Here is a 19,319-nt window from a genome sequence, read left to right on the forward strand (position 1 = left end):
CTCCTCGGTGCCGCGCCCGAGCCGCAGCGTCCACTGCGCCGCGTAGTCGCGGTGGTAGGCCAGTTCGTTGACACCCTTGGCGGCGATCGCCGCCAGCGCGGGGTCGGCCGAGGCGGTGAGCCGGGTGAACAGCGCGAGCCGCCAGGTGGCGAAGACGAGCAGCCGGGCGACCGAGCGCGCGAAGTCGCCGTTGGCGGCCTCGACGAGCCGGACGTTGCGGAACTGCCCGGCGTCGCGGAAGTAGGCGAGCGCGTCCTCGTCGCGGCCGGTGCCGTCGGCCCGGCCGGCGCGGGTGAGCAGCAGCCGGGCCTGGCCCAGCAGGTCGAGGGCGATGTTGGCGAGCGCGACCTCCTCCTCCAGTTCGGGGGCGTCGGTGCACCACTCGATCAGGCGCTGCGCGAGCACCAGTGCGTCGTCGCCGAGCATCAGGCAGTACAGGGCGAGGTCGCCGGCGGGCACCTCCGGCGGTACGGGTGCGTCCGCGCCGGCCGCCGACTCGGCGAGCGGGGCGGTGAACCCGGTGCCGAACGCCCAGCGGGCGTCGCCGGCGTGCTCCTGCGCCAGGGCGTCGTAGGCGCTGTCGCCGCTCATGGCTTCCTCCGTGCGGTGCGGGTCCGGACCGGCGGCCGTGCCGCTCACATGTGCGGCACGTCGTCCGGGATCGGGTAGAAGGTGGGGTGGCGGTAGACCTTGTCGCCGCTGGGGGCGAAGAACGGGTCCTTCTCGTCGGGGCTGGACGCCGTGATGTCGTCGGAGCGCACCACCCAGATGCTCACGCCCTCGTTGCGGCGGGTGTAGAGGTTGCGCGCGTTGTGCAGGGCCATGGCGGGGTCGGCCGCGTGCAGCGAGCCGACGTGCACATGGTTGAGGCCGCGCCTGCCGCGCACGAACACTTCGAAGAGCGGCCACTCCGGCCGCGCCGCGGACTCGCTCATGCCGGCACCTCCCCTGGCCGCCGGGCGCCGCGCGCGGCGTAGGCGGCGGCCGCCTCGCGCACCCAGGCGCCCTTCTCGTGGGCCGCGCGCCGGCGGCGCAGCCGCTCGGCGTTGCACGGCCCGTGGCCGGAGACGACCCGCCGGAACTCCTCCCAGTCGGGCTCGCCGAAGTCGTGGTGGCCGCGTTCGGGGTTCCACCGGAGCTGCTCATCGGGCAGGGTGACGCCGAGCTTCTCGGCCTGCGGGACGGTCATGTCGACGAACCGCTGCCGCAGCGTGTCGTTGGTGTCGCGCTTGATGCGCCAGGCCATGGACCGCTGGGTGTTCGGCGACTCCGCGTCCGGCGGGCCGAACATCATCAGCGACGGCCACCACCAGCGATCGGTGGCGTCCTGCACCATGGCGCGCTGCTCCGGGGTGCCGGCCATCATCCGCAGCAGCAGTTCGTAGCCCTGCCGCTGGTGGAAGGACTCCTCCTTGCAGATGCGCACCATGGCGCGGGCGTAGGGGCCGTAGGAGCTGCGGCACAGCGGCACCTGGTTGCAGATGGCGGCGCCGTCGACCAGCCAGCCGATGACGCCGACGTCGGCGAAGGTGAGGGTGGGGTAGTTGAAGATCGACGAGTACTTCTGCCGGCCGGAGATCAGCCGCTCGGTGAGGTCGGCCCGGTCCACGCCGAGCGTCTCGGCGGCCGCGTACAGGTACAGGCCGTGCCCGGCCTCGTCCTGCACCTTGGCGAGCAGGATCGCCTTGCGCCGCAGGCTGGGGGCGCGGGTCAGCCAGTCGCCCTCGGGCTGCATCCCGATGATCTCGGAGTGCGCGTGCTGGGCGATCTGGCGGACCAGGGTCGCCCGGTAGCCGTCGGGCATCCAGTCGCGGGGTTCGATGCGCTGGTCGGCGGCGACCCTGCCGTCGAAGTGCCGCTGGAGGTCCGGTTCCGCCGCGGTGCCGCCGTCCGCCGTCCGGGTGGTCATCCCGCCCCACCTTCCTTACCGAACATTCGGTCAGTAATTAGTCTGGCGCACATCCCCCGGCCGCACAAGGCCGCTCGGCCCGGCCGCGGCCGGATCCGGCCGCGACCCGGTGGGAACCGGACGCGCCCGCGCCGGCTCTGATGTCCGCACACGGGCGTTTCACGGACGGAGGACCGCGGTGCGGGCACGGCGACGGACATGGACAGGGCCGCGGCGGGCGGCGGTGGCGGCCGGTCCGGCGGCGGTGCTGCTCGCCGCGGCGGGGTGCTCCTTCTCCCTCGGCGTCGGCGGCGCCAGCGTCGGGTCGGACGACGTCGCCAACGAGGTCGCGCGGCAGCTGGAGGAGCAGGTCGGCCGGGCTCCGGACGACGTCTCCTGCCCCGAGAACCTGCCGGGCGAGGTGGGCGCCTCGGTCCGCTGCGAGCTCACGGCGGACGGCGAGGCCTACGGGGTCACCGTGACGGTCACCGAGGTCGAGGGGACCCGCGTCGCCTTCGACGTGCGGGTCGACGACCAGGCCGGCTGACTCCGGGCCGGCTGACTCCGGGCCGGCGGGCGGAGCGGTCGCGGCCGGGGCGGCCAGCCGGCGGCGTCAGCCCCGCGTGCCCAGGGTCGAGGCGCGCGCCATGAGCTCGGGCCGCATCCGCAGCGACTCGACGTGCTCGCCGGCGATGAGGGCGACCAGCGCCAGCGCGGCCTGCCGCCCCATCTCGCGCATCGGCGAGCGCACCGTGGTCAGCGCCACCGGCAGCTCGGCGGCCAGCGGAACGTCGTTGAAGCCGACCACCGCGACGTCGTCGCCCACCCGCAGCCCGGCGTCCCGGATGGCGCCCATGGCGCCGATGGCGGCGAAGTCGTTGACGGCGAACAGCGCGGTCGGGCGCGGGGTGCGCGCCAGCAGCTCCTCGGCCGCCTCCCGGCCGCCGCGCACGTCGAAGCCGGAGCGCAGCACGTTGGCGTCCGGGACCGGCAGTCCGGCGTCGGCGAGGGCCGTGACGAAGCCGCGGGTGCGCTCGATCCCGGTGGAGGCGTAGGGCTCGCCGGCGATCACCCCGACGTCGCGGTGCCCCAGTCCGACCAGGTGCTCGGCGGCCATCCGGCCGCCCAGCACGTCGTCGCAGGTCACCGAGACCACTCCGGGCAGCCGCCGGGAGGTGAGCACGATCTTCGTGCCGCGCCGCCGGAGTTCGTGCACCAGGGGCGAGTCGGTGCGGGCGTCGCCCAGGATCAGGCCGTCCACCCGGTTGGCGAGCAGCGTCGCCACGCGCAGCCGCTGCGCCTCGCGGTCGTCCCCGCTGTTGGCCACGACCGCCTGGTAGCCGGCCGAGGCGGCGCCCTGCTCGATGCCCTCGTAGATGGTGGCGAGCACGAGGTCGGTCAGGCGGGGCACCACCACGCCGAGCAGTTTCGAGCGGCCGGTGCGCAGGCTGGCGGCGGCCGGGTGCGGCAGGTAGCCGAGCCGCTGCGCCACCTCGCGCACCCGCGCGGCGGTCTCCGGGCCGACACCCTCGCTGCCGCGCAGCGCGCGTGACGCCGTGGTCACGTGCACGCCCGCCTCCCGGGCGATGTCGGCGAGCTTGGCCGGGCGGGCCGGCCGCGGCCACGGGCCGGCCTCCCCGCTGCCGCCGCCCTCCGGGGCCGGCCGCCCCGCCGCCGCGTGGCCGGACCCGTCCGGGACTTCACCGCTCACCGCGCCGCCCACCTCTCCTCCGTCGCGCCGACGCCTGGCCACATTCTGTCTCAGCCGCGCCGACACCCGTCATTTCGGGGTTCGTCGGCTCCGATGACGTTTCTGTTTCCGCCCTTGACCTGTGGCGCTCCTCACCGCATGATGTACGAAATCGTTTGCGCTAACGTTAGCGGAGGTCGCGTGCGTCATCTCGTTCTCTTGGGCACAGGTGGCACCATCGCCACCCGGACCGCCCCCCAGGGCCGCCGGGTGGACGTGGGCGCCGGCGAACTGCTGGCCGCCGCCGCCCGCGTCTGGGAGGTGCCGGAGGCCGCCGTCGAGGTGCGTGACGTCCGCCGGATCACCAGCTTCTCGGCCGGCGTCCCCGACGTCCTCGCGCTGGCCCGCGCGGTCCGCGCCGCGGCGGCCGGGGCCGACGGCGTGGTGGTCACGCACGGCACCGACACCCTGGAGGAGTCGGCGTTCCTGCTCGCGCTGGCGCACGGCGGCCCGGTTCCCGTGGTCGTCACCGGGGCGCAGCGCCCGTTCGACGACCCCGCTCCGGACGGTCCCCGCAACCTGGCCGCGGCGCTGCGCTGGGCCGCCGCCCCCGAGTCCGACGGCACCGGTGTGACAGTCGTCTTCGCCGACGCCGTGCTGCCGGCCGTCGGCGTCCGCAAGACGCACACCCTGGAGCTCGCCGCCTTCGCCGCGCCCGGGCGCGGGCCCATCGGGCACGTGGACGAGGCCGGCGTGCGCCGGCACCACACCGCGGCCCCGCCGGCGCCGCTGCTGGACGCGGCCGCCGACGACCTGCCGCGGGTGGCCGTGGTCCCCCAGTACCTGGGCGCCGACGCCTCCGACATCGAGCACGCGGTGCGCCGGGGCGCGCGCGGCGTGGTGGTCGCCGGCCTGGGCGCCGGCAACACCCCGCCCCCGGTCACCGCCGCCTGCCTCGACCTGCTCGCGGCCGGCGTGCCCGTGATGCTGACCAGCCGGGTCGGCGCCGGCCCGGTCGTGGGCCTCTACGCCGGAGGCGGGGCCGACCTCGCCGCCGCCGGCGCGATCCTCGCCGGCGACCTCTCGCCGTGGCAGGGCCGGCTGCTGCTGGCCGCCGCGCTGGCCGCCGGCGCCGCCGAACCGTCCTCGACGGCCGCCACCGTCGCCGAGCGCTGCCGGACCTGGCTGCGCGCCGCCGGCGCGGTGGACGGCACCCACCACCTGTTGGCGGGCGGGAGCGCCCCGTCCCAGACGAAAGGAACGTGACCGACATGGCCAAGGAGATCCTGGTCGCCTACGGTGTCGACGTGGACGCCGTCGGCGGCTGGCTGGGGTCCTACGGCGGGGAGGACTCCCCGTGCGACATCTCCCGCGGGCTGTTCGCAGGCGAGGTGGGCGTGCCCCGGATGCTGGAGCTGTTCCGGCGCGCCGGCATCACCACCACCTGGTTCTGGCCGGGCCACTCCATCGAGACCTTCCCGGAGGAGTTCGCGGCGTGCCATGAGGCCGGCCACGAGATCGGCGTGCACGGGTACAGCCACGAGAACCCGATCGCGATGACCCGTGAGCAGGAGTCGGCGATCCTCGACCACTGCATCGAGCTCATCCAGGCCCGCACCGGCCGGCGGCCCACCGGCTACGTCGCCCCGTGGTGGGAGTTCTCCCCGGTCACCAACGAGCTGCTGCTGGAGCGGGGGATCAAGTACGACCACTCGCTGATGCACCGGGACTTCGAGCCGTACTACGTGCGGGTCGGCGACTCCTGGACCAAGATCGACTACGACCGGCCGGCCGCGGAGTGGATGAAGCCCCTGGTGCGCGGCGCGGAGACCGGCCTCATCGAGATCCCGGCCTCCTGGTACCTGGACGACCTGCCCCCCATGATGTTCGTCAAGGCCAGCCCGAACAGCCACGGCTTCGTGAGCCCCCGCGACGTCGAGCAGCTCTGGAAGGACCAGTTCGACTGGGTGTACCGCGAGCACGACTACGCGGTGTTCACCATGACCGTGCACCCCGACGTCTCCGGCCGCCCGCAGTCGCTGCTCATGCACGAGCGGCTGATCGACTACATCAACGGCCACGAGGGCGTCCGGTGGGCCACCTTCGACGAGATCGCCGACGACTTCGCGCGGCGCCGGCCGCGCGCCTGACCGCCGCGGGCGGGAGCCTCCCGCGCTCCCGCCTGGCGGCGGCCGCCGAGCTGACCGGCCGGTGCGGCCCGCTGCTGCCGGAGCCCGGGGCCGACGGCAGCACACACGCCGTCCGCACCGCTGACGTCGCGCCCGCCGCGCTGGCGGTGTGGAGCGCGGTGCTGCACGCCTGCGGGCTGGCCGCGGAGGGCGATGTCCGGCTCACCGCCGGCGGCCCGGGCGTCCTGCTGCGCGGCGCCGAGGCACACGTGCGCGAGCACCCCGGCGGGGCGCCGGCGGCGGTGGAGCTGTCCGCTCCTCGCGGGGCGTGGACGCTGCTGGACCACCTCGTCGCGACTCTCCCGGCGGCGTGACCCGGCGCAGCCCCGGCGGAGTGCGGCGGCGGAGGCACGGGCGCCGGTGCGGCGGCGGAGGCACGGGCGCCGGTGCGGCGGCGGAGGCACGGGCGCCGGTGCGGCGATCGCCTGCCGGCCGCGGCCTGCGCGGGCGCGCGGGCCGGGTGTGCTGTTCCCGGAGGTCGGCGACGGGCGACGCGCTGAGCGGGGTGCTCGAACGGGGCGAGGACCTCTGGTTGCGATGTGGACCGTGACGTCCGCACCGGTGCCCAGGAGGCCCCGGTCCACCGCACCGCCCCCGCTGTCCGCGACCGGCAGACCGCGTCCGGCCCGGTGCGTCGCCGACGACGCCTGGCCGCTGCACCGGGCGGCCCAACGCTTCCAGGCCAGCCGGCCCACCGCCGCCCGCTCACCAGCACCACGGCCGGCCCCCGCCGGCCACCCGCGACCAGGCCACCCGCACGCCTGTCCGCCGCCATGGACACCCCCGACCGGGTGAGCTCGTCCCCATCGCCGCCAAGGAGCTCGGCCGAATCCCCGATGGCCGCGGCCGCAAGGCCCCGGGCCGCGCAGGCGGCCGCACGAACACCAGCGCACCCAGCCAAGCCCGCCCGCACACCGCGCCGGATGACCACTCCCCGCCTGCCGAGACCCAAAAACCCGCCCGATGAGACGACGGCCGCCCGCGCGGCGTTCCTACCGCGAACCGCCGCGGCGTGACCGTCGAACGCGCACTCACCGGCACCGCCTGGGCCCACAGCGCCAACGCCCCGGCGACAGGCCTGCCGTGCCCCGGGCATCAGCCCTCTCCGGACCCGCCCCTCCTGGCCCCAGGCCAACGGCAAGGTCGAACGCCTCCACCCACTCCCGGGACGAATAGGCCCACCGTCAGCCCCACCCCTGGGAGACCGCACGCCAGGCAGCGCTCCCCGACCGGCTGGACTGCTACGACCGCTCCACCGGCCCCGCACCCGGGATCAGCGGCCCACCCGCGTTCCGCGTCACCAACCTCCGTGGTCACTACATCTGGCCTGCGGGGAGGTCGCGCCAGGCCGGGGCCGACCCGGCGCGCGACGGACGCCGCGCGGGCGCACGGCAGCGTCCGCTTCCGCGGACCCGAGACCGTCCATGCCGGTCGGGATGCTGGGCACCGACCACCTGGCCGTGCGAAGCCGGTCGCGTCGGACCGTGGCGTTCACCGCCTGGGGCCGCTCGCGGCGCGCGTACCGGGAGTCCGCCGCCAGGACGCGCCGCGACCGCGGGGGCCGGGCGAAAACCGCGGTCCCCTGCCGAAGCCAGCCGGGAGCCCCCGCCCCGGCTCCCCGGCGGGCGGCATGGATGGGCACGCTCCGCACCGTCCGCGGCTTCCGGACGGGCGGAGCGGCCCTCGGTCGCGCCGGTGCCGCGCCGAGGACGGGGCGCCGCCGTGCGGAGGGACGACGAGCGCGCTCCCCGGGACGCCGGGGGCGGCCCGCAAGCGCCGGTCCCCGGTGCGCTTCGCCGTGGGCGCGGACGGTCCAGCGAACCCCCGCCAGCGATGGAGCGGTGCGGGAGCCGCCCCGGTCAGGCGAGCCGGGCCGGGAAGCCGCCCGTGGCCACCGGTCCCCAGCGCTCCGGGGTGATCCGCAGCAGCGCCTTGCCCTGGCGGCGCATCGCGTCGCGGTACTCGTCCCAGTCGGGGTGCTCGCCGGAGATGACGCGGAAGTACTCGACCAGCGGCTCCACCGCCTCCTCGCCGTCGATGACCTCGGCGGTGCCGTCGACCTGGACCCAGGGGCCGTCGAAGTCGTCGGAGAGGACGAGCACGCTGACCCTGGCGTCGCGCCGGGCGTTGCGGGCCTTGGCGCGCTCCGGGTAGGTGGAGACCACGATCCGGCCGGCGGTGTCCACACCGCAGGTGACCGGTGACGCCTGGGGGGCGCCGCCGGCGCGGCGGGTCAGGACGATCGCACGGTGCCGGGGGCGGACGAAGTCCAGCAGCTCGTCGCGGGTGACCTTGGTGTTGGTCGCGATCCTCGGGCTCACGTGGTGCTCCAGACGTCTCGGTCGGTGGGGCGGACGGCGGCGCAAGCCGTGCCGAAGCGATCGTAGGGGAAGAGGGGCGGTCCGCACCGGACGCGCCGGCCGGGGCGGGTCAGCGCCGGACCTCGCCGGGGACGCGCAGCGGGGTCCCGCCCGGGACCCCGCGCTCGCCGGCGTCGCGCTCACTGCCGGAGCGGTGCCGAGGTGCGGTCGGCCAGGTCACGGACCTCGGCCGGCCCGCGCGGCTGGACGGTGCCAGGTCAGAGGCGTCGCCGGTGATGGGGCCTGCGGGCAGAGCCGGCGCACCCGGGCCGCCCCCGCGCGGGTGGACGGGCGCTCGGCACGGCCGTCCGTGCCGACGATGACGTGGTCGGCACCGACCAGGTCGACGAGGCGGTCGATGTTGTCGGCGAAGTCGTCGGGACCGGTCCCCCGCTCCGGGCCGGTCCGGGTGCGAAAGGCCCGACGTGGCCGCCGGCCCCCGAAGCGCCGCCCTCCTCGGCGAGCCGGCGGACCACCTCGTCGCTCGTGCCGCGCGGGCCGCGAAGCGCCGCCGCCCGGCGGGGGTGACGAGGACGGGGCGGCCGGACAGCTCGGCAGCCTCCCGTGTGCCGCGCTCGCCGGTGTGCGGCGGATCGGTCGCGGCCCCGAGGCTGTCGGCGTCCCCGGCCCCCAGAACATGGCAGGAGGCACGGCGGCCGCGCCCGCCGCACGGCCCGCGCGGCCCCGGGCGGGACGGGTCAGCCCGGCTCGCCCGCCGGGAATGCGGGCAGCACGTACCGGGCCAGCTCCTCCAGCATGTCGGCCATCGGGCGGCGGCTGAGCCGCAGGTTCAGCATGAGCTGGTTCACCCCGATCGCCTCCAGCTCCTCCAGCAGGTCCAGCAGCGGCTCCCGGCCCATGGAGTGGCCGCCGTGCCCCAGCGCGCGCGACGGCGCGACCGGGTCCTCGCTGAGGTCGAGTGCCATGCCCTGGGCGAACGGCCGGAACCTCCCGCCGGCGGCCCCCTCCGTCAGCCGCCGCCAGCGTCTGACGTTGAGCGCCTGCTGCTCCACGGGCACGGTGAAGAACAGCCAGCCGTCGGCGTGCTCGGCGATCCACTCCACGCTCTGCCCGCCCCGGCCCGTCATCAGCATCGGCAGCCGGTCGTGGACGGGCTTGGGCAGCAGGTCCATCCGCCCCGACACCGCGCCGAACGGGGAGTCGATCGGCGCGCTCGGGGTGCGCCCGGCCTGCCGGACGTACTCCCAGGACTGCCGGATCCGCTCGCCGACCGCCTCGCGGTCCCCGGTCGGCAGGCCGAAGGCGCGCAGCTCGTCGGGGCGGTCGCCGCCGGCCACGCCGAGCAGCATGCGCCCGCCGGAGAGGTGGTCCACCGACGCCGCGGCCTTGGCGACGTGCGCGGGGTGCCGAACCGGGAGCACGACGGCGGCCGTTCCCAGGCTGATCCGGCTGGTCACCGTGCTGAGCGCCCCGAGGTACACCCAGGGGTCGAGGACCTGGCCGGCGTCGCCCTGGTGCGGGACCAGGAACGGGACGTCGCGCAGCCACAACGACGCGAATCCCGCCCGCTCGGCGGCGCCGGCCAGCTCCAGGTGCCGCTCCAGGGTCGGCGCCTTGCCGCGGAAGGACTCCAGCGGGGCGATCAGCCCCAGCGTCAGCCGTCCCTCGGGGAAGGCGCGGACCATCCCCGGGTGCGCGGCGAAGGGCCGGCGGGTCCGGCCGTAGGCGTCCATGGCGTCCCTCCCGGAAGCGGCGCGCGCCCTAGTTCCAGAGGTCAGCGAGCAGCTCGTAGGAGCGCAGCCGGTCGGCGAAGTCGTAGGTCTCGGTGACGACCATCAGCTCGGACACGCCGGTGCGCTCGACGAACTCGGCCAGCCCCCGGCGCACCGTCGCGGGGTCGCCCACGACCGACGCGCTGAGCTTGGCGTCGGCCATCCGCCGCTCGGCCTCGCTCCAGACGGCCGCCATGTCGTCCTTGGGCGGCTGGAGCTGCTGGGGGCCGCCGCGCGCGAGCGCGAGGAACCGCTGCTGGACGGAGGTGAACTGCCGGCGGGCCTCGGCGGCGTCCTCGGCGACGAGCACGTTGACCCCGGCCATCGCGTAGGGGCGCTCCAGCGCGGCCGAGGGCCGGAAGTTGTCCCGGTAGTGGGTGAGCGCGTCGTGCAGCAGGTCGGGGGCGAAGTGGGAGGCGAAGGCGTAGGGCAGGCCGAGTTGGGCGGCCAGCGCCGCGCCGAACATGCTGGAGCCGAGGATCCACACCGGCACCTCGGTGCCCTGGCCGGGCACGGCGCGCACCCGCTGGGTGGGGGTCGCCGGCGCGAGGTAGCGGCGCAGCTCCTCGACCTGGGCGGGGAAGTCGTCGTGCTCGGTGCGCCCGCGCCACAGCGCGTGGGTGGTCCACGGGTCGGTGCCGGGGGCGCGGCCCAGGCCGAGGTCGATCCGGTCCGGGTACAGGGTGGCGAGCGTGCCGAACTGCTCGGCGACGACGAGCGGCGCATGGTTGGGCAGCATCACCCCGCCGGAGCCGACCCTGATGCGCCGGGTGGCGCCGGCGACGTGCCCGATGAGAACGGCCGTCGCCGAGCTGGCCACGCCCGCCATGTTGTGGTGCTCGGCCAGCCAGAACCGCCGGTACCCCCGTTCCTCGGCGCGGCGTGCCAGCTCGGTGGTGTTGCGCAGCGCGTCGGCCGCGGTCGCGCCGCTGACGATGGTGGCCAGGTCGAGGATGGACAGGGGAACGTCAGCCGCTGCGGCCACGTCGGACACCTCCGGTCGGTGGGGGCCGCCCCGCTCCCCGCCGGCACGGGCGGCGGGGGCGCGGTGAGGGCGGCCGGTCGTCTACCCGGCGTCAACACCCCCGGCCCGGCGAATCTGCCTCAGCCCGGCGTGGTGTGGGCCACACGCCCGGCGCGCACCGCCTCGTTGACGCAGCGCAGCACCGGCGGGCGCACGGCCGCCGCGTGGTCCAGGCCGGCGCCGCCGGCGACCGTGAAGGTGTGCGTCTCTCCGGGGAGCAGGGTGAGCAGCATGTCGTCGGCCTCGGCATCGGCCGCCAGCCGGTCGGCGAACAGCGCCAGGTCGCGCAGCGGGGTGCGCGCGGTCACGGCGACCCGCAGGTCCCCGCCGCGTTCGGTCACCTCGGTCTCGAAGCGCGGAGCGGGGTAGGCGACCTCGGTGTCCTCGGCGAAGAACCACACCGCGCGGTCGGCGGGCGTGCCCGAGTCGGCGGTGACGAACTCGCGGGCGGTGTCCGCGGGCTGCGCCACCCGGGCCGGCACCGGGAGGCGGACGACGGCGCGCGGCGGCACGGTGGCGCTCACCTTCTCGCGGGCCAGCACGGGCCCGGCGAGGTCGTGGCGGGCCACGGCCACCGCGGGCCGCCAGGCGCGGTCGGTGTCGTTGCACAGCGCCAGTTCCAGGCCGCCGCCGTCGGCCGGGCCCAGGACGAGCAGCCGGTCGGCGTAGACCCGGCGCAGCGCGTACCAGAGCGGCTTGCGCCGGGCGTCGCCATCGACCGCCGCCCAGGAGATGACCGGCCAGCAGTCGTTGAGCTGCCACACCACCGCTCCCGAGCACAGCGGCCACAGCGACCGGAAGTGGCCGACCCCGAGCGTGATCGCGCGCGCCTGATTGACCTGGGCGAGGTAGTGCCAGTCGTCGAATCCGTCCGGTTCCGGGAAGTGCCACCGCAGGCCGTCGGCGAGCTTGCGGACGCCGTCCCTGGCCCGCTGCCGGTGCGTCATCGCCGCGGAGGCGTGGTCCAGCGGGCCGTCGCCGAGCGCGCGGCGCAGCGTGGCGTGCGCGGGCGGCCCCTGGTACCCGAACTCCGCGACGAAGCGCGGCCGGTACGCCCGGTAGTGCGGGTAGTCGCGCTCGTTCCAGACGTCCCAGATGTGGGTGTTGCCGTGCGCGGGGTCGTTGGGGTGCAGGTCGGGCCGCCCGGAGTAGGGGCTGCCCGGCCAGTAGGGCCGGGTGGGGTCGAGCTCGGCGACGACACGCGGCAGCAGGTCGAAGTAGTAGCCGGCGCCCCAGCTGCGGTCGCCCAGCCGGTCGCGCCAGCCCCAGTCGGCGTGTCCCCAGATGTTCTCGTTGTTGCCGTTCCACAGCACCAGGCTGGGGTGCGGCATGAGCCGCACCACGGCCTGGCGCGCCTCGGCCTCGACCTCCTCGGCGAGCGGCGGCTCCTCCGGGTAGGCGGCGCAGGCGAACAGGAAGTCCTGCCAGACCAGTACGCCCCGCTCGTCGCACGCCTCGTAGAAACCGCCGCTCTCGTACACCCCGCCGCCCCACACGCGCAGCAGGTTGATCCCGGCGCCGGTCGCCTGGTCGACGCGCTGGCGGTAGCGGCCGGGGCCGACGCGGCTGGGGAAGCAGTCGTCGGGGATCCAGTTGGCGCCCCGGACCAGCACCCGGGCCCCGTTGACCATGAGCGTGAAGGGGGTGCCGTCGTCGTCGGGGGCGGTGTCGAGTTCGACGCTGCGGAACCCGATGTCGCGCCGCCAGGCGTCCAGCTCCGCGCCGGCCGAGCGCAGCGTCACGGTGAGCGGGTAGCGGACCTGCTCGCCGTACCCGCGCGGCCACCACAGCCGCGGCTCGGGCACGGCGAGCTCCAGCCGGACCGCGCCCTCCCCCGGCGGCACCGCCGTCCGCGTCCGCTCCCCGGCCACCTCGGCCTCGACCGTGAGGGGCGCCCGCGCCCCGGAGGCGGCGCGCTCCACGTCCACGTGCAGCACGACCCGGCCGTGCGCCCGGCCGCCGGGGCCGGCGGCGACGGTCACCTCGGGGCGCACCCGGGCCAGCCGCGCCGTGCTCCAGGCGTGCAGCCAGATCGGCCGCCATATCCCGGCGGTGACGAGGACCGGCCCCCAGTCCCAGCCGAAGTTGCACGCCATCTTGCGGATGAACGGGTACGGCTGGGGGTAGGCGGCCGGCCGGTCGCCGAGCTCGGCGCGCAGCCGCTCGGCGTGGCGGTAGGGGGACGCGAAGGTGATCGCCAGTTCGCGGCCGGCGGGCGGCCCGCCGTCCCCGGAGGCTCCGGTGGCGAGCGCGAGGCGGTACTCGCGGTGCATGTTGCGGGTCCGGCCGATCACCTGCCCGTCGAGGGCGAGGTCGGCGACGGTGTCCAGCCCCTCGCACACCAGGTCCACGCGCTCCGCGCCGGCGAGGCCGTCGGCGGGCAGCACGGTGCGGTACCGCCAGTCGGTCCGCCCGATCCAGGACAGCGCGTCCTCGCTGTCGCCGACGTAGGGGGCGGGGATCAGGCCGGCGGCGAGCAGGTCGGTGTGCACGCAGCCCGGCGTCCGCGCCGGGACGTCCGCCGCGGCGACGCGCGCCGGGACGCCCTCGCCGCCCGCTGCCCGCAGGGTCCAGTTCTCGCGCAGGTCGATGCGCCGTGCCATGTGTTCTCCACACCTCGTGTCGTGGTCGGGCGGTCGGTCGGGACCGGTGGCTCGGATTGGGGCGGCGGGGGCGGGCGGCCCGTCAGCACGGTTTGCCGTCATCGGCGAAGCAGCCGACGTGGTGGTCGTCGGCCACCGCCAGCAGCGGCGGGCCCGCGGCCGCGCCGCGGGGGTAGCGCTCGTGGTAGGGGCACGGGCGGGCGCCGGCCGGCTCGTCCGGCAGGTCGGACCACCGGCGGCGCAGCCGCGGCACCGAGGCGAGCAGCCGCCGGGTGTAGGGGTGCAGCGGGTCGGCGAAGACGGTGGCGGTCGCGCCCGTCTCCACGACCCGGCCGCGGCGCAGGATGACGGTGGTGTCGCTGACGTAGTTGCCGAGCGCCAGGTCGTGGGTGACGAACAGGATGCCGAGCCCGCGCGCCCGCAGGTCGGCGAGCAGGTTGAGGACGTCGATCCGGGTGGAGGCGTCCAGCATGCTGATGACCTCGTCGGCGACCAGCAGCCGGATGTCGAGCAGCAGCGCCCGCGCGATGAGCAGCCGCTGGAGCTGGCCGCCGCTGAGCTGGTGGGGGTAGCGGCCCCGCACCTGGGCCGGGTCGAGCCGCACCACCTCCAGGGCGGCGTCCACCCGGTCCCGCCACTCGGCCGCGCCGACGTCCGGGAAGTAGCCGCGCCGGACCGCGTCGAGGACCCGATCGGCGGGGAAGACCGGGTTGCAGGAGCTGAAGGGGTCCTGGAAGACGCCCTGCACCCGGCGGTGGTACTCCCTGAGCTGGCGGGTCCGGGTGAGTCCGGCGATGTCGGCGCCGTCGAAGGTGATGCGGCCCCGCGTCACCGAGGCGAGCCGCAGCACCATCCGGCCGATGGTGCTCTTGCCGCTGCCGCTCTCCCCGATCAGGGAGACGACCTCGCCGGGGCGGACCGCGAAGCTGACGTCGCGCACGGCGGTGACCCCGGAGCGGCCGAACGCGCCCCGGGGGAAGACCTTGCTCACCGAGTCCAGTTCCAGCACGGTCTCACCCGGCCTTCCAGCAGGCGACGAAGTGGGCGGGCGCGACCTCGGTGAACGGGGGCTGCTCGGCGCACCGGTCGTCGGCGAGCGGGCAGCGGGCCCGGAACCGGCAGCCGGCCGGCGGGTCGAGCAGCTCCGGCGGGCCGCCGGGGATCCCGGCCAGCCGCTTGTCCTCGTGGCGCACCCCGGGTTCGGGGAGCGCCGCCAGCAGCCGCCGGGTGTAGGGGTGGCGCGGCGCGGTGACGAGGGCGTCGGCGGGGGCCTTCTCGGCCAGCCGGCCGCCGTACATCACCATGATGCTGTCGGCGATCTGGTACACGAGCGAGAGGTCGTGCGTCACCACGATCATGCTCCGCACGTACCCGCGGTCGCGGAACTCCACCAGGGCCTCGGCGACCGCCCGCTGCGTCGAGACGTCCAGCGCCGAGGTGACCTCGTCGGCGACGAGCAGGGCGGGGTCCAGCAGGGTGGACAGCACCATCACCACCCGCTGCTTCATGCCGCCGGACAGCTCGATCGGGTACCGGTCGAGCACCTCGGGCGCCAGGCCGACAAGGCGCAGCCGGCGCTCCAGCTCCGGGCGCACGGCGCGGTGGCCGATGCCGCGGGAGCGCAGCAGTTCGCGGACCATGGTGCCGATCCGCCGGGTGGGGTTGAGCGCGCTCATGGCGTACTGCGGGATGACGGACACCTCGTGGAACCGGAACCGGTCCATCCGGGCGGAGTCGCCGATCGGCAGCTCGCGGCCGTCCAGCTCCACGCGCCCGCCGACGTGCCGCATCCGGCCGTCCAGCCGGACGAGGCTCTTGCCGAGTGTGGTCTTGCCGCTGCCGGACTCCCCGGCGAGTCCGGTGATCTCGCCGTCGGCCAGGGCGAAGGTCACACCGTCGAGGGCCCGCACGTCGCCGCGCACGGTCCGGTAGTGGACCCGGAGGTCGCTGACCTGGAGTGCCACCGCGTCACATCTCCCTCAGCCGGGGGTTGAAGACCTCGTCGAGGCCGACGTTCATGATGTACATCGCGCCGACGATGGCGGTGATGCCGAGGCCGGGCGGGACGAACCACCACCACATGCCCAGTTGCAGGGCGCCCCAGTTGACGGCGTTGTGCATCATCAGCCCCAGGGAGACGCCGTCGGTGGGTCCGAACCCGACGAAGTCCAGCCCGGCGGCGGCGAGCACCGCCCCGCCGAACAGCAGGATGAACGTCATGAACAGGTAGGAGCTCATGTTGGGCGCGATCTCCCGCACGATGACGCCGGCGGTGCGCGTCCCGCTGAGCCGGGCGAGGTCCACGAAGTCGCGGGAGCTCAGCGAGAGGGTCTGCGCCCGGACGGCGCGGGCGGCCCACGGCCACGAGGTGAGTCCGATGAAGAACGACTGGACGGCCACGCCCCGGTCGTCGAGGTAGGCGGCGGCGATCAGCAGCACCGCGAGCGAGGGCAGCACCAGCACGACGTTGGTGATCATGTTGAGCACCTCGTCCACCACTCCGCCCCGGTACCCGGCGACGAACCCGACCGCCATGCCGACGAGTGCGGCGATCCCGCCGCCGAGCGCGCCCACCAGGAAGGTCGAGCGCAGCCCGTACACGAACTGCGCGAACACGTCCTGCCCGAAGTTCGTGGTCCCGAACCAGTGCCGGGCGGACGGCGGCTGGTTGGGCGGGCCGACCTCGGCGTTGGGCGGCTGGCCGGTGAGCAGCGGGGCCGCGGCCCCCATGAGCAGGAGCAGCAGGACGACGGACAGGCCGCCGACCAGCTTGCGGTTGCGCAGCGCGAAGTGCGCGCCGCGCACGGGCGCGGTGCGCCGGCCGGCCGGGTGGCCCGCCGGCGCGGGGGCGCCGGCGGGGCCGGCGGCGGGTTCGTCGGGCGGGCGGGTCACGCGGCGCCTCCCTGCATCTGGACCCGCACGCGCGGGTCGACGAGGACGTAGACGAGGTCCACGACGAAGTTGGCGAGCAGCACGCCGATCACGATGAACAGGAAGGCCCCCTGCAGGAGGAAGTAGTCCTGGTTCCTGATGGCCTGCAGGATCAGGTAGCCGATGCCGGGGTAGCCGAACACGATCTCGGTGAGCAGCGACCCGGCGACGATCGTGCCCAGCTGGACCGCGAGTCCGGTGATCTGCGGCAGCATCGCGTTGCGGAAGGCGTAGCGCCGGACCAGCCGGCGCGGCGCACCGAGCGACTGCAGGTAGCTGGCGTAGTCCGACTCCAGCTCGTAGATGATCAGGTTGCGCATCCCGATGGCCCAGCCGCCCAGCGCCACGAGGAAGAGCGAGAGGAAGGGCAGGAACCAGTGCGCGGCCAGGCTGGCGGCGAAGGCCAAGGACCAGGAGGGCTGCAGGCCGAACCCGTAGGCGCCGGCCACGGGGAAGAGGCCGGCGACGATGCCCAGGCTCCAGGCGAGCAGCAGCGCCAGCCACATGTAGGGCATCGCGGTGAGCAGGTAGCCGAGCGGCAGGACCGTGTTGTCCAGCCAGCGGCCGCGCGCGGCGGCCGCCCCCAGCTTGTTGCCGGCGTACCAGCTGAGCAGGATCGCGGGCACCAGCAGCGCGAGGCTGTAGGGGACGGCGCCGGCGAGGATCTCGGTGACCGGGCGCGGGAACAGCCACATGCTGGTGCCGAGGTCGCCGCGGAGCAGGGAGCCCCAGAAGTTGAGGTACTGCTGCCACACGGGCACGTCGAGGCCGAAGACGCCGCGGTAGTACTCGGCCATGGCCGCCGACGCCTCCGGGGACTGCAGGGAGGCGCGGGCGAGCCGGCTCTGGACGGGGTCGCCGGGCATGAAGCGCGGGATCATCCAGTTGACGGTCACCGCGGCGACCAGGGTGAACAGGTAGATGAGCAGTTTCCTGCCGAAGTAGCGCCACACTGCGGGTCCTCCCGGGGCCGCCGGTCTGGGTGCCTGGTGGGCGGGCGCGGGTGCGCCCGCCGCGCCCTCAGCCGGAGGCCGGCCGCAGTTCGGTGAGCATCAGGACCCCGCCGAGCTGGGCGTACCCGCGCCACATGGTGGGCGGGTGGTGGCTGCCGCCGTCGGTGGGCCAGCCGGTCCAGGTGGTGCCGGTGGTCTGGGACCACATGCCGTTGGACCAGAGCGGGATGATCGGCATCTCGGTGAGCTGGATCTCCTGGAGCCGGGAGGTGATCGCGCGCATGGCCTCGGCGTCGTCGACCGGGGTGCGGTCGAGCTCGTTCACCAGGTCCCACGCCTCCTCGTTCTCGTAGCGCCCGAAGTTGACCGTGCTCTGCGCCTCCTGCACGGGGAGCCGGAAGATGTACTCGTAGTACGTCCAGGGGGTGTTGCTGACCTGGCGGTCGTTGTTGAGCAGCATGTCGAAGTCGCCGCTGGCGCGCTGGTCGACCAGCGCGTTCTGGTCGGGGAACTCGACGGCGAGGTTGATCCCGGCCTCGCGGGCGCCCTCGCCGATGACGCGGGCGGCCTCCATCCAGTCCGTCCACCCGCTGGGCACGATCAGGGTGAGTTCGACGGGGTCGCCGCCGGGCGTCTCCACGAAGCCGTCGCCGTCGGTGTCGTCGTAGCCGGCCTCGGCGAGCAGTTCGCGGGCGCGCTGCGGGTCGTGGCCGAAACCGTGCTCGCCGACGACCTCGCGGTCGATGTAGTCGTCCCACACCGGGAGCAGGCCGGTGGGGTCGGCGGACTGGACGAGTTCGCCGTAGACGGCGGTGACGATCCGGTCCATGTCCACCGTGTGCGCCACGGCCCGGCGGAACTCCGGGTCGTCCATGGGCTCTCTGGTGGTGTTGGGCACCAGCCAGGTGGTGTTGGCGGGGAGCATGTAGGGCGGCTCGGAGAAGTAGGTCCCGACCTGCCCGCTCTCCCCGGCGAGGTCGGCGATCCCGGGCAGGAAGTTGTTGCTCAGGTCGATGTTGCCCTGGAGCAGCTGGCCGAGCGTCGCCTCGTTGCTGGTGTTGACGATGTCGACGATGTACTGGGGCCCCACGTCGAGGTCGAGGGCGTCGCGCGCCCACCAGTCCTCGTTCTCGGCCCACACCATCCGGTCCTGGTCGTGGGTCTCGTAGCGGTAGGGGCCGGTGCCGACCGGGTCCTCGTTAGCGCCGGCGCCGATCTCCTCCTCGGTGCGCTCGGCCCACAGGTGCTCGGGGACGATGGCGTTGAAGTACAGCCAGTTGGCCCACTGCTGGTACCTCGGATCGGAGAAGGTGAACCGGACGGTGTGCTCGTCGACGGCCTCGGCCGCCTCCAGCCAGTCCCACAGCTGGTGGTAGGGGACCGACTCCAGCCGGCCGAGTTCGACGGTGAAGACCACGTCGTCGGCGGTGAACGGCTCGCCGTCGGACCAGGTGACGCCCTCGCGCAGGCGCAGCTCGTAGACGTCGTCGGAGACCCACTCGCCGCCCTCGGCGAGCCAGGGGACGTACTCCCCCTCCTGGGCGTCGTACAGGAACAGGGTCTCGTAGGCGAGCCCCACGGTTCCGACCGTGTACTCCCAGGTCATGATGGGGTTCCAGTTGGCGGGCGGGCCCCACTGGGTGCCGGTGGTGTAGAGGGTGCGGTCCCGCGGGTAGCTCCCGGCGGCGTCGGTGCCCGAGCCGGTGCACCCGGCGCCGGCCAGCGCCACCGCGAGCAGACCGGCGCCGAACCTGATGAGGCGGTTGCGCATCGTGTGTCTCCTTCCCCCGCAGGAGGGCCCGCGGAGGTCCGGGTGGAGTGCGGGGAACGTCGGCCGCGGCCGGCGGGCACCGGTCCGGGCGAGGCGCCCAGCGGCCGGGGAGCGCTCCCATAGCTCGGTCCGACCGCTGGGCGCGTCAGGGGCAGCGGTGCTGCGGGGGGTGGGAAG

Annotated in this window: 17 protein-coding genes; 4 read left to right on the forward strand and 13 right to left on the reverse strand. The window is 75.1% G+C overall.

All coding sequences use genetic code 11. The features are described from left to right. From paaC to paaA, 3 genes are all read right to left on the reverse strand, one after another. Positions 1 to 591 (reverse strand): 1,2-phenylacetyl-CoA epoxidase subunit PaaC (paaC, locus tag DEF28_RS19020; protein ID WP_114446186.1); only part of this gene is annotated, 591 nt, incomplete at its 3' end. Between the two features lie 44 nt (positions 592 to 635). Then, positions 636 to 935, reverse strand: coding sequence for a 1,2-phenylacetyl-CoA epoxidase subunit PaaB (gene paaB, locus DEF28_RS19025; RefSeq protein ID WP_114398929.1), 300 nt, complete (start codon positions 933 to 935; stop codon positions 636 to 638). After that, a complete protein-coding gene (gene paaA, locus DEF28_RS19030) occupies positions 932 to 1,909 on the reverse strand; it encodes a 1,2-phenylacetyl-CoA epoxidase subunit PaaA (RefSeq protein ID WP_114398930.1) in 978 nt (325 codons plus the stop codon). Before paaA ends, paaB begins: the two co-directional genes overlap by 4 nt. Positions 1,910 to 2,132: 223 nt before the next feature. Between paaA and DEF28_RS19035 the strand changes: the two genes are divergently transcribed. Then, complete coding sequence (locus tag DEF28_RS19035; protein ID WP_233515403.1) at positions 2,133 to 2,435, forward strand: DUF4333 domain-containing protein; 303 nt, start codon at positions 2,133 to 2,135, stop codon at positions 2,433 to 2,435. Positions 2,436 to 2,501: 66 nt separating this feature from the next. Here the strand turns inward: DEF28_RS19035 and DEF28_RS19040 are convergent, their stop codons facing one another. Continuing rightward, on the reverse strand, positions 2,502 to 3,599 hold the full coding sequence (locus DEF28_RS19040; RefSeq protein ID WP_114398942.1) for a LacI family DNA-binding transcriptional regulator: 1,098 nt from the start codon (positions 3,597 to 3,599) through the stop codon (positions 2,502 to 2,504). A gap of 180 nt (positions 3,600 to 3,779) precedes the next feature. Here DEF28_RS19040 and DEF28_RS19045 point away from each other — a divergent pair, with 180 nt between their 5' ends. Genes DEF28_RS19045 through DEF28_RS19055 form a run of 3 tightly spaced genes read left to right on the forward strand, consistent with a single transcriptional unit; the run spans position 3,780 to position 6,081 of the window. Continuing rightward, the gene (locus DEF28_RS19045; RefSeq protein WP_114398932.1) at positions 3,780 to 4,844 is read left to right on the forward strand and encodes an asparaginase domain-containing protein; all 1,065 of its coding nucleotides are present in this window, start codon (positions 3,780 to 3,782) and stop codon (positions 4,842 to 4,844) included. A 5-nt stretch (positions 4,845 to 4,849) separates the two neighbouring features. Further along, the gene (locus DEF28_RS19050; protein WP_114398943.1) at positions 4,850 to 5,728 is read left to right on the forward strand and encodes a polysaccharide deacetylase family protein; all 879 of its coding nucleotides are present in this window, start codon (positions 4,850 to 4,852) and stop codon (positions 5,726 to 5,728) included. Beyond that, positions 5,671 to 6,081: a hypothetical protein gene (locus DEF28_RS19055; RefSeq protein ID WP_114398933.1), complete on the forward strand. Its 411-nt coding sequence runs from the start codon at positions 5,671 to 5,673 to the stop codon at positions 6,079 to 6,081. The genes DEF28_RS19050 and DEF28_RS19055 overlap by 58 nt, the downstream gene beginning before the upstream one ends. Before the next feature lie 1,545 nt (positions 6,082 to 7,626). On the opposite strand, the gene DEF28_RS19060 is transcribed toward DEF28_RS19055, so the two are convergent. From DEF28_RS19060 to DEF28_RS19100, 9 genes are all read right to left on the reverse strand, one after another. Continuing rightward, positions 7,627 to 8,088: a PPOX class F420-dependent oxidoreductase gene (locus DEF28_RS19060; protein ID WP_114398934.1), complete on the reverse strand. Its 462-nt coding sequence runs from the start codon at positions 8,086 to 8,088 to the stop codon at positions 7,627 to 7,629. A 737-nt stretch (positions 8,089 to 8,825) separates the two neighbouring features. Beyond that, positions 8,826 to 9,821, reverse strand: a complete 996-nt coding sequence (locus DEF28_RS19065; RefSeq protein WP_114398935.1) for a TIGR03571 family LLM class oxidoreductase — start codon at positions 9,819 to 9,821, stop codon at positions 8,826 to 8,828. A gap of 28 nt (positions 9,822 to 9,849) precedes the next feature. Further along, a complete protein-coding gene (locus tag DEF28_RS19070; RefSeq protein WP_114398944.1) occupies positions 9,850 to 10,845 on the reverse strand; it encodes an LLM class flavin-dependent oxidoreductase in 996 nt (331 codons plus the stop codon). Between the two features lie 119 nt (positions 10,846 to 10,964). Next, on the reverse strand, positions 10,965 to 13,487 hold the full coding sequence (locus tag DEF28_RS19075; protein ID WP_114398936.1) for a glycoside hydrolase family 2 protein: 2,523 nt from the start codon (positions 13,485 to 13,487) through the stop codon (positions 10,965 to 10,967). Positions 13,488 to 13,569: 82 nt separating this feature from the next. Then, the gene (locus DEF28_RS19080) at positions 13,570 to 14,496 is read right to left on the reverse strand and encodes an ABC transporter ATP-binding protein (protein ID WP_114398937.1); all 927 of its coding nucleotides are present in this window, start codon (positions 14,494 to 14,496) and stop codon (positions 13,570 to 13,572) included. Between the two features lie 4 nt (positions 14,497 to 14,500). After that, positions 14,501 to 15,451 carry an ABC transporter ATP-binding protein gene (locus DEF28_RS19085; protein ID WP_114398938.1) on the reverse strand — a complete coding sequence of 317 codons (951 nt, stop codon included), beginning with the start codon at positions 15,449 to 15,451 and terminating at the stop codon, positions 14,501 to 14,503. Positions 15,452 to 15,455: 4 nt separating this feature from the next. Continuing rightward, positions 15,456 to 16,379 (reverse strand): ABC transporter permease, encoded by a 924-nt coding sequence (locus tag DEF28_RS19090; protein WP_374058198.1) that lies wholly within the window; start codon positions 16,377 to 16,379, stop codon positions 15,456 to 15,458. Further along, positions 16,376 to 17,371 carry an ABC transporter permease gene (locus DEF28_RS19095; protein WP_114398939.1) on the reverse strand — a complete coding sequence of 332 codons (996 nt, stop codon included), beginning with the start codon at positions 17,369 to 17,371 and terminating at the stop codon, positions 16,376 to 16,378. Before DEF28_RS19095 ends, DEF28_RS19090 begins: the two co-directional genes overlap by 4 nt. Positions 17,372 to 17,438: 67 nt before the next feature. After that, positions 17,439 to 19,142, reverse strand: coding sequence for an ABC transporter substrate-binding protein (locus tag DEF28_RS19100; protein WP_114398940.1), 1,704 nt, complete (start codon positions 19,140 to 19,142; stop codon positions 17,439 to 17,441). Between the last annotated feature and the right edge of the window lie 177 nt (positions 19,143 to 19,319).

The organism is Marinitenerispora sediminis (assembly GCF_003336425.1).
In the GTDB taxonomy this organism is placed as follows: Bacteria; Actinomycetota; Actinomycetes; order Streptosporangiales; family Streptosporangiaceae; genus Marinitenerispora; species Marinitenerispora sediminis.

Excerpts from the sequence above, each read along its gene's own strand:
- paaB (WP_114398929.1), bottom strand. The coding sequence starts at position 935 with ATGAGCGAGTCCGCGGCGCGGCCGGAGTGGCCGCTCTTCGAAGTGTTC.
- paaA (WP_114398930.1), bottom strand. The coding sequence starts at position 1,909 with ATGACCACCCGGACGGCGGACGGCGGCACCGCGGCGGAACCGGACCTC.
- DEF28_RS19050 (WP_114398943.1), top strand. The coding sequence starts at position 4,850 with ATGGCCAAGGAGATCCTGGTCGCCTACGGTGTCGACGTGGACGCCGTC.
- DEF28_RS19065 (WP_114398935.1), bottom strand. The coding sequence starts at position 9,821 with ATGGACGCCTACGGCCGGACCCGCCGGCCCTTCGCCGCGCACCCGGGG.
- DEF28_RS19075 (WP_114398936.1), bottom strand. The coding sequence starts at position 13,487 with ATGGCACGGCGCATCGACCTGCGCGAGAACTGGACCCTGCGGGCAGCG.
- DEF28_RS19100 (WP_114398940.1), bottom strand. The coding sequence starts at position 19,142 with ATGCGCAACCGCCTCATCAGGTTCGGCGCCGGTCTGCTCGCGGTGGCG.